The organism is Streptococcus oralis, assembly GCF_965111685.1.
GTDB classification, from domain to species: Bacteria; Bacillota; Bacilli; order Lactobacillales; family Streptococcaceae; genus Streptococcus; species Streptococcus oralis_B.
On record NZ_OZ217340.1, the window covers coordinates 1,527,720 to 1,541,779 of the forward strand.

General features: G+C 42.3%; 18 protein-coding genes. 2 read left to right on the forward strand and 16 right to left on the reverse strand.

Annotation, left to right across the window (positions count from 1 at the left end; translation table 11 throughout):
* Positions 1–95 precede the first annotated feature (95 nt).
* From ACLV7H_RS07875 to ACLV7H_RS07920, 10 genes are all read right to left on the reverse strand, one after another.
* A complete protein-coding gene (locus ACLV7H_RS07875; RefSeq protein ID WP_411866849.1) occupies positions 96–1,193 on the reverse strand; it encodes a nucleotidyltransferase in 1,098 nt (365 codons plus the stop codon).
* 9 nt (positions 1,194–1,202) lie between these two features.
* Positions 1,203–1,943, reverse strand: a complete 741-nt coding sequence (locus ACLV7H_RS07880; RefSeq protein ID WP_411866850.1) for a class I SAM-dependent DNA methyltransferase — start codon at positions 1,941–1,943, stop codon at positions 1,203–1,205.
* Between the two features lie 321 nt (positions 1,944–2,264).
* On the reverse strand, positions 2,265–2,618 hold the full coding sequence (rsfS, locus tag ACLV7H_RS07885; RefSeq protein ID WP_033583417.1) for a ribosome silencing factor: 354 nt from the start codon (positions 2,616–2,618) through the stop codon (positions 2,265–2,267).
* Entirely contained in the window at positions 2,619–3,212 is a 594-nt protein-coding gene (gene yqeK, locus ACLV7H_RS07890; protein ID WP_411866851.1) for a bis(5'-nucleosyl)-tetraphosphatase (symmetrical) YqeK, read from the reverse strand.
* The gene (locus ACLV7H_RS07895) at positions 3,212–3,841 is read right to left on the reverse strand and encodes a nicotinate-nucleotide adenylyltransferase (RefSeq protein ID WP_411866852.1); all 630 of its coding nucleotides are present in this window, start codon (positions 3,839–3,841) and stop codon (positions 3,212–3,214) included. The genes yqeK and ACLV7H_RS07895 overlap by 1 nt, the downstream gene beginning before the upstream one ends.
* A 51-nt stretch (positions 3,842–3,892) precedes the next feature.
* Positions 3,893–4,204: a ribosome assembly RNA-binding protein YhbY gene (gene yhbY, locus ACLV7H_RS07900; RefSeq protein WP_045590430.1), complete on the reverse strand. Its 312-nt coding sequence runs from the start codon at positions 4,202–4,204 to the stop codon at positions 3,893–3,895.
* A 214-nt stretch (positions 4,205–4,418) separates the two neighbouring features.
* A complete protein-coding gene (gene yqeH / locus ACLV7H_RS07905) occupies positions 4,419–5,525 on the reverse strand; it encodes a ribosome biogenesis GTPase YqeH (RefSeq protein WP_411866853.1) in 1,107 nt (368 codons plus the stop codon).
* Positions 5,526–5,527: 2 nt separating this feature from the next.
* Positions 5,528–6,055, reverse strand: a complete 528-nt coding sequence (locus tag ACLV7H_RS07910) for a YqeG family HAD IIIA-type phosphatase (protein ID WP_198460050.1) — start codon at positions 6,053–6,055, stop codon at positions 5,528–5,530.
* Positions 6,056–6,069: 14 nt separating this feature from the next.
* Positions 6,070–6,978 carry a magnesium transporter CorA family protein gene (locus tag ACLV7H_RS07915; protein WP_411866854.1) on the reverse strand — a complete coding sequence of 303 codons (909 nt, stop codon included), beginning with the start codon at positions 6,976–6,978 and terminating at the stop codon, positions 6,070–6,072.
* Between the two features lie 57 nt (positions 6,979–7,035).
* Positions 7,036–7,596 carry a mechanosensitive ion channel family protein gene (locus ACLV7H_RS07920; protein ID WP_411866855.1) on the reverse strand — a complete coding sequence of 187 codons (561 nt, stop codon included), beginning with the start codon at positions 7,594–7,596 and terminating at the stop codon, positions 7,036–7,038.
* 149 nt (positions 7,597–7,745) lie between these two features.
* Here ACLV7H_RS07920 and sstT point away from each other — a divergent pair, with 149 nt between their 5' ends.
* The gene (gene sstT, locus ACLV7H_RS07925) at positions 7,746–8,957 is read left to right on the forward strand and encodes a serine/threonine transporter SstT (RefSeq protein WP_411866856.1); all 1,212 of its coding nucleotides are present in this window, start codon (positions 7,746–7,748) and stop codon (positions 8,955–8,957) included.
* A gap of 49 nt (positions 8,958–9,006) precedes the next feature.
* A complete protein-coding gene (locus ACLV7H_RS07930; protein ID WP_411866857.1) occupies positions 9,007–9,960 on the forward strand; it encodes an aromatic acid exporter family protein in 954 nt (317 codons plus the stop codon).
* A gap of 102 nt (positions 9,961–10,062) precedes the next feature.
* On the opposite strand, the gene ACLV7H_RS07935 is transcribed toward ACLV7H_RS07930, so the two are convergent.
* The 6 genes from ACLV7H_RS07935 to asp5 form a co-directional block, all read right to left on the reverse strand.
* Positions 10,063–10,602, reverse strand: a complete 540-nt coding sequence (locus ACLV7H_RS07935; protein ID WP_084945393.1) for a T6SS immunity protein Tdi1 domain-containing protein — start codon at positions 10,600–10,602, stop codon at positions 10,063–10,065.
* Between the two features lie 70 nt (positions 10,603–10,672).
* Positions 10,673–11,158, reverse strand: coding sequence for an immunity protein YezG family protein (locus ACLV7H_RS07940; RefSeq protein WP_411866858.1), 486 nt, complete (start codon positions 11,156–11,158; stop codon positions 10,673–10,675).
* 363 nt (positions 11,159–11,521) lie between these two features.
* Positions 11,522–12,094 carry a suppressor of fused domain protein gene (locus tag ACLV7H_RS07945; RefSeq protein ID WP_000872726.1) on the reverse strand — a complete coding sequence of 191 codons (573 nt, stop codon included), beginning with the start codon at positions 12,092–12,094 and terminating at the stop codon, positions 11,522–11,524.
* Positions 12,095–12,327: 233 nt separating this feature from the next.
* Positions 12,328–13,137, reverse strand: coding sequence for an Imm47 family immunity protein (gene imm47 / locus ACLV7H_RS07950; RefSeq protein ID WP_411866859.1), 810 nt, complete (start codon positions 13,135–13,137; stop codon positions 12,328–12,330).
* Between the two features lie 145 nt (positions 13,138–13,282).
* Positions 13,283–13,768 (reverse strand): immunity protein YezG family protein, encoded by a 486-nt coding sequence (locus tag ACLV7H_RS07955; RefSeq protein ID WP_411866860.1) that lies wholly within the window; start codon positions 13,766–13,768, stop codon positions 13,283–13,285.
* A 68-nt stretch (positions 13,769–13,836) separates the two neighbouring features.
* On the reverse strand, positions 13,837–14,058 hold the full coding sequence (gene asp5 / locus ACLV7H_RS07960) for an accessory Sec system protein Asp5 (protein ID WP_411866861.1): 222 nt from the start codon (positions 14,056–14,058) through the stop codon (positions 13,837–13,839).
* Between the last annotated feature and the right edge of the window lie 2 nt (positions 14,059–14,060).

Consider the following 14,060-nt stretch of genomic DNA (forward strand, 5'->3'; position numbering starts at 1 on the left):
GGAGAAAGTTCTGAAATCCCCAAACAAACTTTCTAGCACTTAAAAATGACATTTTCATTAAAACATACAATAAAAAAGCCTACCTTTCAGTAGACTTAGTTTGTTTCTATTCTAATCGGTACTCTGCCGAAATTCTGCTCTGCGATGCTTGGCTGTCCTAGTTGGTAAATCTGGTCTGCCTTTTGGGTCATAGCATCCCAAGGTTCTTTGCCAATTCGGCTGACTAGATGGACCTGCTCTTTCAGTGACTTGAGGTGTTGTCTGCCTTTTTCGGTAAAGCCAAGAACATGAATGGCTTCTGGCAAGTCGCTTTCTCTGGCCTGCACCAGGATATAGGCCAAGAGGCGTCTGACACGCGCTTTGGTGTATCGCTTAGTGGCAACCACCTCGACCAATTCATCAACAGACTGGGCTTTTTTGATAGCTTCTTTGATGCGCACAGCCATTTCTTGATTGACCTGATAGATGGTCGTTAGGTCAGTATTTGACAAGATTTGATAGCGGAGCAAGGGAAAATAGTCATCCCAGCTCACCTTACTGGCCTGCTCAAAGAGGGCAACGGAAGGCATAAAGCGTTCTAAGAAATCTTGGTCTGATTGATGCTGACGGAGAGCTGTTGCCGAGGCAAAGTCCACCTCCTTGTCCACAGAATGATAACCCGCTCCCTGACGCTGGATAGGATGGAGTTTGATGTTGCGTCCTGCAACCGCCTTGGCATAGGCCAGAGCAAGAACATGATTGGGCGTGTTGCCTGAAAAATCAAGACCTGCAAAATCCTTCCACATGGCTTGGGTTTTCTGGGGATAAGAGAGGGAATCAGGCAGATTTTCCACAAATTTCTCCATCTCAGCACCTTGCTCTGTGTATAAGTCAGCAATTTTCTGGTAATCCAGAATTTCTTCTGTCCCAAAAGCAAGACTATCAATGCCCAATCGAGCCAAGATATCTACTGCTCCTTGTCCAAAGAAATCCGCTGCCTGAACACTGACTAAAAAGGGCAATTCCACTACCAGATCTGCTCCATTCTCCAGTGCCATTTGAGCCCGTGTCCACTTATCCACGATAGCAGGCTCGCCTCTCTGCATGAAATTCCCAGACATGGCAACAATCTTCAGCCCCTCTGCTTGATCCAGCAGGTATTTATGGCCATTATGAAAAGGATTAAACTCCGCGATAATACCTGTAGTGGTCATGATGTTCTCCTACTTCTGCGCGACAAAAAACCAACGGGTGCTGGTTTCTGTCGGTTCCTTGTCCTCAAAGTCCGCATAGAGTTTGAAGGACTTGAAACCAGCCTGTTCCAGCAAAATATCATAGGTCAAGACTTCATAAGTCCGTTCCTCATGCACTTCATCGTGGCGACTAAAAGAACCATCAGCCTCCTTGATAAAGAAGGTCAACTCATGCACGATGGAGTGAGGTGCTTCGTCCTCATAGGTGTCCCAAAGCATGGCAAAATCTTCCGCATTTTCATGGTAAGAATAGCCTGGAAAAACTTCATCTGTCTGGTAGGTCGAATGTACATCAAAGATAAAGACGCCATCTTCGTTGAGGGCATTATAGACTTCTTTGAAAACATCCCCTACTTCCACCTCATCCTGCATGTAGCAAATAGAGTCCGAATAACACGTAACAAAATCATATTTCCCTGCCTTGGACAAATCCAACATATTGCTTTCAATAAAATCAATCTTTTGCTTGGCTGAAGCAGCTCTCTTCTCCGCAATCTTCAGCATATCCGCGCTCAAGTCCAGTCCAGTCACTTCAAAACCAGCCTGAGAAAAGCGCACAGACTGGATGCCTGTCCCACAAGCCAGCTCCAAGAGTTTCTTTCTCTCCTTGGTCTTAGGCAAATGACGCAGCGAAAAATCCGTCCATTTATCGTATAAACTATCATCCATCACAGCATCGTAAACAGCCGCAAAGGTTTCATAAGTTGCCATAATCATGATACCAAGTCCGCCCGTAATCGGAATGAAAATTAGGAGCTTGACGATGGAGCCGAGCTCCCAGGAAGGCTATCTATTTTCCAACGATTACAGGACGGGTTCAAATCCTTTCTAAGATACAAAGAGCGTAAAAAGCAAGGAGAAAATAGGAAACTTTCTGCTGTATCATCAGATACAAAGGAAGTTACTCTTTTTCTCGCAGCTTTTAGCTCGTGTTCAGTTTCGAGATGAACAAAACACAACGCTCTCACCTTTCTATCCATTTTTTCTAAAATAAGCAAATAAACCCAGTTGACTGCCAACTGAGTTCATCTTCTACGCCAAAGCTTCAGATAAATCTACTGACTCTGCCTCATGCCAAAGTTTTTCTAGGTTATAGTGGGCACGCATTTCTTCTGAGAAGATATGCACAACGACACCGCCTAGATCTAGTAAGACCCAGCCTCCAGCTGCATCACCTTCAACATGACTGCCTTTAAAGCCTGCTTCCGCTACTTTTTCACGGATATTATCTGCGATAGCATCCAACTGACGGCTATTCATCGAGCTAGTGATAACAAAGTAGTCCGTCACGCTGGTCAAATCTTGTACATCAAGTGCGAGAATATCCTCCGCACGTTTCTCATCAGCCGCTTTCACGACTAGTTCTAGTAATTCTTTTTCGTTCATTTAGTCCTCTTTCAAATAGTGCACAAAGGCGTTATAGGTTTCAAGGGTTTGGGGATAGATGGGGAATCCCTGATGAGCTAGATGCTCCACGGTACGAGCTGTTTCGTAGGCCACCGCCTTATTGAGCGATAGCTGAGCAATCTCACGTGCCTCGTCCACTCCAGGAAAGGCACGATTGTGCTCGATATAATCTGCGACGTAGATGACTTTGTCTAGATCGGTCATCTGACCAGCTCCGACTGTATGGATTTCAATAGCTCGCAGGATTTCTGGATCATGCAAATCCAAATCTTCCTGAATCTTGTAGATGCCAACCATGCCATGCCAGACATTATTGCCCCAGTTTTTGAGGTCAGGGTCTAGCTGATAACGGTCAATCAAGTCTAGGAATTCCTGATCTGACAACTTTTTAGCATAGTCGTGGAGAAGACCTGCTAGTCCTGCTTTCTCGGCATCAACTCCGTATCGCTTCGCAAGCTCTATGGCTGCACGCTCCACACCCAAACAATGGGTTAAGCGTTTTTCAGGTAGAAGCTCAGCCATTTTTTTCAACAAAGCCTCACGTGAACAGTTGATATAGTCTTGATAGGCCATCAGTAGAGTCCCTCCTTCTCGATGTAGTCTAGCACTGGCTGAGGTAGGAGAAAGTTGGGTTTCCGACCTTGGGCAAGGAAATCACGCACCATGCTGGAGGAGATATCCATGAGAGGTACATCCACCCAGATGACTGGATAAGAAGTCCCTGCCTTGTAGCGTGGGCGCTGAACCCCCACAAACTGAACCATATCAACCAGTTCATCAATCCGATACCACTTGGGCAGGTAGTCCACCATATCCGCACCAATAATGAAGTAATAATCCGTATCTGGATGTTGCTCTGTCAAAATCTTCATGGTGTCGTAGGTGTAGGAAATGCCCTTACGTTCTAGCTCAATGGTTTCAATAGCTAGGCCTTCGATCCCCTCAATCGCCAATTCAATCATCTTGAGACGATGGTGTTCAGGGATGGTTTCTTTTTTGTCTACATGAGGTGGCTGGTATTCGGGCATGAGCAGGACCTGGTCCAATCCTAACTGTTGTCGTACTTGGTCCGCCACAACAAGATGGGCATGGTGAACGGGGTTAAAATTCCCCCCTAAAATCCCGACTTGTTTGCGTTTTTTCTCCTTGATTTCTGGCTCCAACTCTATCTTGGTAAAGGGAGTCAATAATTCGATTGCCATAGGCTCGTCTTCCTTAAATTCTCTGTAAAAACAGTTGTTTGGAGTAGGTGTTTAGATTTCTTTAACTTTCTTGGAAATCTTGCGATTTTCTTTCTTGCTGGATTGCTTAAACAAGATCAAAATGCGTCCGATTTTTTGGACAGTATCCACACCGATTTCTTCTTCTAAAATTTCAGCTACTTCATGGATGTTTTCGTCTGTGTTTTGCAAGAGTGTGACTTTAATCAATTCGCGGGCGTCAAGAGCTTGACGGACGCTAGTTTTGATTTGGTCGTTGAGACCATTTTTCCCGATTTGAATGATGGGTTTGAGGGGGTGCGCCTGACTGTTGAGAAAGGCACGCTGTTTTGATGTTAATGACATAATCTTTCTTCCTTGTTTTTTGATAGTTATTTTAGGTGGTGGGGGACGGTCGGAACTAATTTTCCAAAGATTTCATCTTTGAAAAATGGATTTCCTGACCTCACACTTGAGCCTAAGTCTCAAGTGTGCCCCTTGCCAATCTACAGATTGGCAATCACACCACGGCAATAAGTATCTTTTTATGAGCTCACTTTGTTCGCTCAGTGATTTTGTTTTAAATAATGGCTTTTCTTGTGACGACGGCGACGCCTTCTGGTGCCCAGACGGCGACTTTGGCGGTGCCTGTTACGCGGATCCAGCCTAGGCCAGAGATGACCAGATCAGTCTTGTCCTTGATAATAAATACATGCTGGACTAGTTTTGGAAAGTCCTCTTTTTCCTTGCTATTTGGCGGTGTGAGAAGGGTTCCGAGGTGCTTGTCGTAGAATGCACTAGCGCCTTCAAGCTTGGTACGGTGGAGTTTGAGTTCATTATCAAAGAAGGCAGTAAATCCTTGTTTTTCTCCTGCAATAAAGTCAAAGCGTCCGAGACCACCTAGAAACAGGGTTTGTTCAGGATTGAGCTGATAGGTTTTGGGCTTGATTTCCTTTTTAGGACTGACATACTTGAGATTTTTAGCCGTCAAGTAGTGGGCCATCTGGTGACGGTGGATGATTCCCGGTGTATCGTAAATATAAGATCCGTCGTCAAGCGGAATCTCAATCTTGTCCAAGGTTGTCCCTGGGAAGCGCGAAGTCGTGATGACATTCTGGTCACCCGTTATTTCTTGGATAATGGCATTGATGAGGGTTGACTTTCCTACGTTAGTCACACCGACCACATAGACATCGCGTCCCTTACGATAATGCTCAATCTTATCAATGACTTCCTTAATGGCATGCTTGTTTTGAGCTGAAGTCAGAACGACATCCACAGGGCGAAGACCTTCTTCGTGGGCACGTTCCATGAGCCATTGGCTAATCTTGCCCGGCTTAACTGACTTGGGCAGGATATCTTTTTTATTTCCAACCAAGAGGACATCATTGCCCGATACAAAGCGTGGCAAGCCTGGGATGACAGAACCATTAAAGTCAAAAATATCAATGACATTGACCACCAAGGCATCACTATCTCCCACTTCGTGCAAGAGCTTGAGGAAATCATCATCCGTCAACTGGACATCTGTGATTTCATTGTAATGACGGAGACGGAAACAGCGTTGGCAATAGACTTCGCCTGTCTCCAACCCTTTTTCGAGTGCCGACTGGGGCGTAAATCCAAGACCAGCCTTGTCTGTCGTCTGAATGGTTGCTCCACAACCAATACAGAGAATTTCTTCCATAGTTAGATTCCTTTTTTATATGTAATCGGTCCGTACTTTTCAGTAATTTGCTTCATGACACGGCGCTCGCGAGCTCGGTTGATCTGCGTCTTGATAGAGTCATGTTGGACCAAGGGTTTGACCAAAATTGAGCGAATTCCTGCACGATGCGCTGCCCGAATATCGGTCATGAGCTGGTCACCAACCATGACCACTTCATTTTTCTCATAGTGAAATTCCTTCATGGCACGATCAATCCCAAATGTGAAAGGCTTCAAGGCCCAATAAACGTAATCAATTCCAAATTTCTCAACTGCGCGTTGGACCCGTTTTTTAGTATTATTTGAGACCACGATGATGCGAATACCTGCATCCCGAAGGTCATGTAGCCACTGTTTCATCTCTGGCGTCCCATCAGGGTTGTTCCAAGCAATGAGGGTATTATCCAAATCGACCAAAACAGCCTTGATCCCCTGCGCCTGCAGGCTTGGGACTGTCAGATCATAGACTGCTTCCACAGCAAAATCTGGCATATATTTTTCAATCGCCATTCTGGCTCCTTTTCTTAACTTTTTTTCGCAATTTTTCTCAAAATCAATGACAAAACCAGCCATAAGACCACACTCGCCAAGCTGATGTAGACCCAAGCATAGGGCTCATCTGTGAAGGGGAGGGGAACATTCATCCCAAAAAAACCCGTCACTACCGCCAAGACTGCTAGTAAAACTGAAATGATGGTCAAGGTTGTCAAGTTATCATTCAGGTTGTTGTTTAGGATATTGTTGTAAGAGGCTGATAGTTGTTGCAGAACTTGAGAAATCAAATCGGTCATCGAAACCAGCTGGTGAGCCTCAATCATGGCATCATCAAACTGTTCTCTCTCAACTTCGTTAAAACCGCGATAAAGAGCATGTCCTTGGATATGTTCTAGTAACATGCGGTTTTGTTTGGCAGCCGCTGTCAGATAGACCATACCAGTTTCCAAGTCGGAAAGGGCAAAGAGGTTTTTCTTGGTCGTTCGCTGACGCAAGAGGCCATTGACCTCGTCCTTACTCTTATCCATCTGTTCGATGACAGGATAGTAGGCATTGCTGATGATTTCCAGACTAGCAAAGAGAAATTTATAAATAGAAAGCATATCATGACTCTCTAAATAACGTGTCATCTGTTCAATCACATAGGCATTTTTCTTATTGCTAATCGTAATCAAGCGATTATGTTCCACAATAAAGGTCATGGGAAAGGCTTCATAGTATTCCTTGTCCTTTTTCAAATCCAATACATTGTAGATAAAGGTGACGGTTCCACTTTCGCGGTGGTAGTCCATGTGGGCGCGCTCATTTCTATCCAGTGCGTATTCGATGGTTTCCTTGTCCAATCCATAGATTTCAGAGAGATCTTCTAGTTTTTTCAATTTTCCCAAATCTAGGTTAATCCAAGTGCATCCATTGCCCAACTGCTTTTCTAAAAACATATTTTCTCCTTTACCAAACTCTTTCTATTGTACCACAAATCTGCCAAAATAGCAGACCTACTCTGTGCGGGAAAAGTTGCTGACAACAGTGATATTTCGGTTGGGAACAAAGTGAAGGGCTTGATCCTCACTTCGCAGTTGGGTCGTACGGATCCCTACGCTGACGACCTTGCCAGATACGGTAATAGGTCCATTTGTGAGAACCACCTCGTCGCCCACATCGAGCTGGCGTTCAAAGAGGATGAAAAAGCCATTGATGACATCAGATAGAAAGCCTTGTGCTCCCATCCCAATGGCCACCCCTGCAATCCCAGCACCAGCAAGGAGGCTGGAAACTGGCAAACCTAAGATAGATAGGATACAGTAGAGCAGAAAGAAATAAAGAATGTAGTTAAAGACATTCTCCAGCAAACGAGAAATGGTCTTTTGTCTTCCTGCATCTCGATTTGAAAATTTAAGCGAGGGCTTGACAATCTTTCGTACAGTCGCATGAAGCATCTTTTTAGCTATATAAAATAGTAAAAACAAAATCAAAAGAGAAATCACCTTGGTCAAGAGATTCTCTAATATGGTTGTTAAATCAAGTTTATCAAAATAGCGTTGAAAAAAATCTTGCATATAAAACTCCTTTTTCCTATTATACCATAAAATAGCCCTTCTCTTTTCTTTAATAATTATTCAATTATCGGCCCTATTTTCAAAATATCACTTGCCTCTATAGCATATTTATACTATAATTATAAACAATACATTTGAAGGAGACTGCTATGAAACGAATCATTAGAGCCTGGACCAAGGCAAGCCTCATCAAACGAATCCTTATTGGAATGATCTTTGGAGCTACATTAGGAATGCTCTTTCCAAACCTTACAGGAATTGGTCTGCTTGGAGACCTCTTTGTAGGTGGACTGAAAGCCATCGCTCCTATTTTGGTTTTTGCCCTTGTTGCCAATGCCCTTTCCCAACACCAAAAGGGACAAAACACCAATATGAAGACTGTCATCCTCCTATACTTGCTTGGAACCTTTGCTGCTGCGTTGGTAGCCGTTCTAGCTAGTTTCTTACTGCCTGTGCAAATCACCCTGACCAGCGCAAATACAGAAGTTGCTGCTCCTGACGGTATCGGTCAAGTCCTCAGCAACCTCTTGCTCAAACTGGTGGACAATCCCTTGAATGCTATTGTCGAAGCCAACTATATCGGGATTCTCTCTTGGGCAGTTATCTTTGGCTTGGCTATGAGAGAGGCAAGTAAACACAGTAAAGAATTACTGAGAACCATAGCGGATGTCACCTCTAAAATCGTGGAATGGATTATCAACCTAGCTCCCTTTGGGATTTTAGGTTTGGTGTTTAAGACCATCTCTGACAAGGGCATTGCCAGTCTGGCTAACTACGGTGTCCTCCTAGGACTCTTGATTGCTACCATGGCCTTTGTTGCTCTCATCATCAACCCGCTCATCGCCTTTCTCTTTATGAGGAAAAATCCCTATCCCCTTGTTTTGAAATGCTTACGTGTCAGTGGTATTACAGCCTTTTTCACTCGTAGCTCTGCTGCAAATATCCCTGTCAATATGAAACTCTGTCAAGACCTGGGACTGAATCCTGATACCTACTCTGTCTCCATCCCGCTTGGTTCGACCATCAACATGGCTGGCGCTGCTGTTACCCTAAATATCCTGACCCTGGCTGCGGTCAATACATTAGGGATTTCGGTAGACTTTGGGACAGCATTTGTTCTCAGTGTGGTGGCTGCCATTTCTGCCTGCGGGGCCTCTGGAATTGCTGGGGGATCCCTTCTCCTCATTCCTGTAGCTTGTAGCCTCTTTGGGATTTCCAACGACTTGGCTATGCAGGTTGTCGGAGTCGGTTTTGTGATCGGAGTCGTGCAAGACTCCTGCGAAACAGCCCTGAACTCTTCAACAGATGTCCTCTTTACAGCGGTTGCCGAGTATGCTACAAACCGAAAACTTCGCCCCTAGTCTCTGACTCCTCGTTAAACACTTGATTCTATTAGTTTAGGAAATTTTCATGTCTCTCACTCAACGCACGACCAAACTGGTCTTAGCGACCTGTCTCGCTTGTTTACTCGCTTATTTTTTAGATTTATCATCAGCAGTTTCAGCTGGAATCATCGCTCTCTTAAGCCTCTCCGACACGCGCAGAAGCACGCTGAAATTAGCACGTAACCGCCTCTTTTCCATGCTCCTCGCGCTCGCTATCGGTGTTCTAGCCTTTCAGCTGACGGGCTTTCACATCTGGAGTCTGGGCCTATACCTAGCTCTTTATGTGCCTCTTGCTTACAAAATGGGCTGGGAAATCGGCATCACACCTAGCAGTGTCTTGGTCGGTCATCTCTTAGTACAGGAGTCTACTTCTCCAGAGCTCTTGCTTAATGAAGTACTCCTCTTTCTCATCGGGACAAGCTTTGCTCTATTGGTCAACCTTTATATGCCCTCTCGTGAGAAAGCCATCCAAAGCTACCACCTTCAAGTCGAGGAAAAGTTAAAAGACATCCTGCTTCGCTTTAAATACTATCTGTCAAGAGGAGACGGACGCAATCAAGCCCAACTCGTTGACCAATTAGACAAGCTCCTCGATGAGGCTCTCAAACTGGTTTATTTGGATCACTCGGACCATCTCTTTCACCAGACGGACTACCACATCCATTACTTTGAGATGAGACAGCGACAAAGTCGCATCCTGCGAAATATGGCCCAGCAGATCAATACCTGTCACCTGGCCGCAAGTGAGAGTTTGATCTTGGCCCAGCTCTTTTCAAAGATTGCTGCCCAGCTAAGTCAGACCAATCCTGCTCATGACCTACTTGATGACATCGAACGCTATCTGCAAGTCTTCCGCAATCGGAGTCTCCCGAAAACACGTGAGGAGTTTGAAACCCGTGCCACCCTCCTGCAACTACTACGCGAAGTCGAAACCTTTATCCAGGTCAAGGTCGATTTTTATCAGAAATATGGAAACTAGAACTCAAAGAACCTCAGAGGACTTCCTCTGAGGTTCTTTTGTTTTGCATTTGGAGGGGAATTTTATTCCCTAACACTGTTCTCAAAAAAGAAATAGCAACTCCTAATCGTCCATCACACCGCCTGTCAGCTGGTACATGAGGTAAATGTGCTCCAAGACTTTTACCTTATCCATGTGGTCTACATCTTTAAAGCCACCTAATGCTAGAAGTGGAACGAAACCGAAACACTCATCGTAGGCTAATTGACCATGTTTGGCAACAGCTTGCCTATATAAATTAAGTTCAAAGTTATCAGTCACATATGAATTATCTAAAAATCGAATGAATAAATCCAGACCCTTACAAATAATATCCAGATCCTGAATATTGTATTGGACAATTCCCACGTAAGCATCCTTTTCCCAAGTAATAATATCTCCAAATGCCGTCGCGAACATAGGAAAAGCGACATCTCCTCTGAAATAGCTATCTTGGAGAAGCTCAAGATAATCATCCGGATTAATTACCTTCAGATAACCATCAAGAAAAGTTCCTAGACCATCTTCCTGCCAAATTTGAACTAACTCAGCTGGAACTTGATTTTTATATTTTTCAATAACATCTTTGGGCATATCTGCCACTTTGACAAAGTTTTCTAACATTTTATCCTCCAATTCGCATTAACAGCAATGCTTAAAAAATCACATTCTTCAAAATGCAATCAAGCTTATACTACTTTTGATTATGCTCTCTTTGAAAGGCTTCCATGGCCTTGAACTGTTCTAGTTCTTTTTTGTTAGCTGGTTGCTTGCCGAGGTATTTGTATTCAAAGAAATCCATTCGAGCACTTGGACCATAACCACTTTTCAACCATGGAGCGTAGTCATAGTCGACTGATAACTTATTATTTTCATCTAAGTGAATAATACAAGAATACCAATCTGCTAACTCATTATCCATGAAGACTTTTTTTAATTCCTGTGCTTTTTCAAACAAAACATCATACTCCTTATCAAATAAATCACTTGACAGCGAGTATAGCTCTGGAATATCTAAAAAGTATTGATACTCATTCAAAATCTTATAAAAGAAGTAAATTCCTCCACTCAAAGTTCTATCTAATTCAATATTAATATACAAATCATCCCACTCAACTGGAATCATATCGTTGACTTGATGCACAATTTCGATAATTTTTTCATTAATCTGTTTTTCCATATTTTCCTCCAATTCATTCTATTATTGTTCCGCTACAATCCTAGTATATCATAAACCCTATATCCCACTCCTTGATAAACTGCAAAAAGACCACCTCGAAGGTGGTTAGAGCAAAAAATTTTTTAACCTAATAAATTGTAAGGTAAAAATCCAAATCCATAGAGTGTTCATCGTAACTACCAGCTCCTTTCGGAGAGCTACTCTATCAAATTGCGTGCCTCATTCCCATCAGATATGTAGTAGATTCAATCAATGACAGAATTCGCACATCAGCTGAAAGGAAGATCGGACTTACAACGGATATTGAAGAATTTTAAAAAAGCAGGTTTCTACTCCTGCTCCTGAAAAAAGATAAAAAATTGATTACACTACAGAAGGCCTCATAAAATCATAAACATCTATCTGATGCTCTTCAAACAATGCTTCCAACTTCTGCGCTCCTACTTCGGCTCCATGCTTTTCTATAAATTGAAGCTCAGCTTCTGTAATAGGGATAGCTTGTAGCCACGTAACATACTCTTCATCAAAATCAAAAGACTCCAGTTCCCACAAGAAAGGCTGAGTGAAAAATATATGATTTACTTTCGCATTAGGATAGTAATTTCTAATTATATTTGGATAGACTGCACCAGGAGAGATGCTATATTCTCCTCTCACGATATTAAAACCACAATCTGCTATAATATTTGGAAAATATTCCAGCTCTGCATCAGCTGCTCCAATGATTTCAACTCTTAAAGGCTTATCATTTATTCGACGATAAATGGTATATTCTGATAAACCGATTGTTGCTGCAGTTGTTAAATAATCGTCCGGACGATTCTCTCCAATAAATAAATCTAATTTGTTATCGTGATTTCTAAATGTATAGGCTTGAGGAACTCCCCCTACAGCTCTGGCTATTTCCTGTGCAATTTTAATTTTATCGTATTTCATTTGATTCTCCTCTTAAAGTTTGCTCCAGCACGAGCTATGTTATCTTTCAGTTTCACTACACTCTTCTGGAAATTCTCAACGAAGGCGTTAGAGCTTGATGGCACCTCTACCAAATTATCACCAAATTTACTAGCTCTACAATCCTAGTATACCATAAACCCTATGGACTAGCGTTTGGAAAACAATAAAAGACCACTGTGAAGGTAGTCCTTTGTTATCAATCGTCCATTTCATTATTTTACAAGCTCTTCAACTGGATGACCGTAAAAATATTTCATACCTTCCGTCCAATCTTTGTCTGATAAGTCATCAATATAACGAACCATCAAATCAATTTCTTTTTTTGAAATAAGAGTATTGGTATCCACTGGGACCTGCTTACCTGTGTATATAGACAGAAGGGAAGCCTGAAGATAAAGATGATATTTCTGTTCCTTTTGAGCAGCGATGTATAGAGCAGTCATAATTTCTTGTGTAAATAAACCAGGAAAAACCTGAAGAGTTTTGTAATAATAGCAATCTAAGTTCTTGTTCTTTATTACATCAAAATATAAACCTCCAACTTCTTCTAATCTTGCATTTTCCTCTATAATTGAACGATAGTTGAGAAAGCTATCCAAAGCATCTTGAATAGCGTACTCCACATCGGTTTCTGTATCTTCCCACTCCTCCCACAGAGTAAGAAGGTAAGGAACGACTTCATAGGACATTGTTTCCACAGCGCCAGCGACAAAAGTAAATACCGCAAATTCTGAAGCCGAACTTAAAAAATGAAAATTTTCAACTTTTTTTAAATCATCATGTGTACAAACTGAACAAAACAATCGAATACAAAGATTGAGTACTGCTTCATCTTTTATCTGGTTCATCAAGTCAATCAGCAAGTTTTTTACTGTAAAATCTCCCTTTTTTAAGATTTCAGCAATCAGCAATATACATTCTCTCTCATCATTTACTGAAAGTAAGCCCCTTTTTAAATCTTCAAGCGCTACTGAACTAACGTGACCGAACGATATTCCTGGCATTAACAGTTTGTTTCCCATCCCCATTCTCCTTTTATCTCAATACTTTTTTTGGAAATTTCTTGCTTGCTTTCTGACCGATGCTAAGTTATCACCAAATTTACTGGCTCTACAATCCCAGTATACCATAAAAGACCACCATGAGGGTGGCCGTTTATACATGAAACTAGTTCTCATTATATTTTTGCTGGAAGGCTTCCATGGCCTTGAACTTCTCAAGTTCTTTTTCATTAGCTGGTTGCTTTCCGAGATATTTATATTCAAAAAAGTCCATTTGTTGGTCTGAGGTAAACCCACTCTCGAACCAGGGTGCGTAGTCAAATGTAGCAGTCAATTTTGTACCAATAATCTTTATAACACATGTTGTCCATAAAGCTTGCTCTTCATTTTTAAAGATTTCCCTCAATTCCCAAGCTAATTTGAAGGTGCGTCTTTCATTTTCTCTAAATTCTGAATTAGGCAACTCATACTTCTTGGGAATATAGAGATTATAGATATAGTCACTTTTCCCTTCTTCGTTAAAGAAATAGTAGACTTCTCCACCATCAAAAGTCAAGGTAATGTTAATAAAAAGATTTTCCCAAGCTACAGGTATAGTCTTATGGACACTCTGTGCAATTCCCATCACTTTCTCATTAATCTGTTGTTCCATATTTTCCTCCGATTTGCTTGGATTATCCCCCTGTCTAGTATTCCTTATCTATGAATGGATCTGCATCCTTACTGATAGGTCACTATCATAAAAACAAGGAGCAAGACAAACAAGGCGAGACTGAGCAAAAGAGTTAGAATTTTCACCAATCGGTTGTTCTGCCAGTAGCCTGGTTTTCCGATATTGCTGGTTGCATCCATGGAAAAGAGTTGGCTTTGGCGAGGTTGGATGAGAACCAGGACAATTAAGGCGACAGCTAGGATTATTCCTACAATCATCAAAACTTCCATCA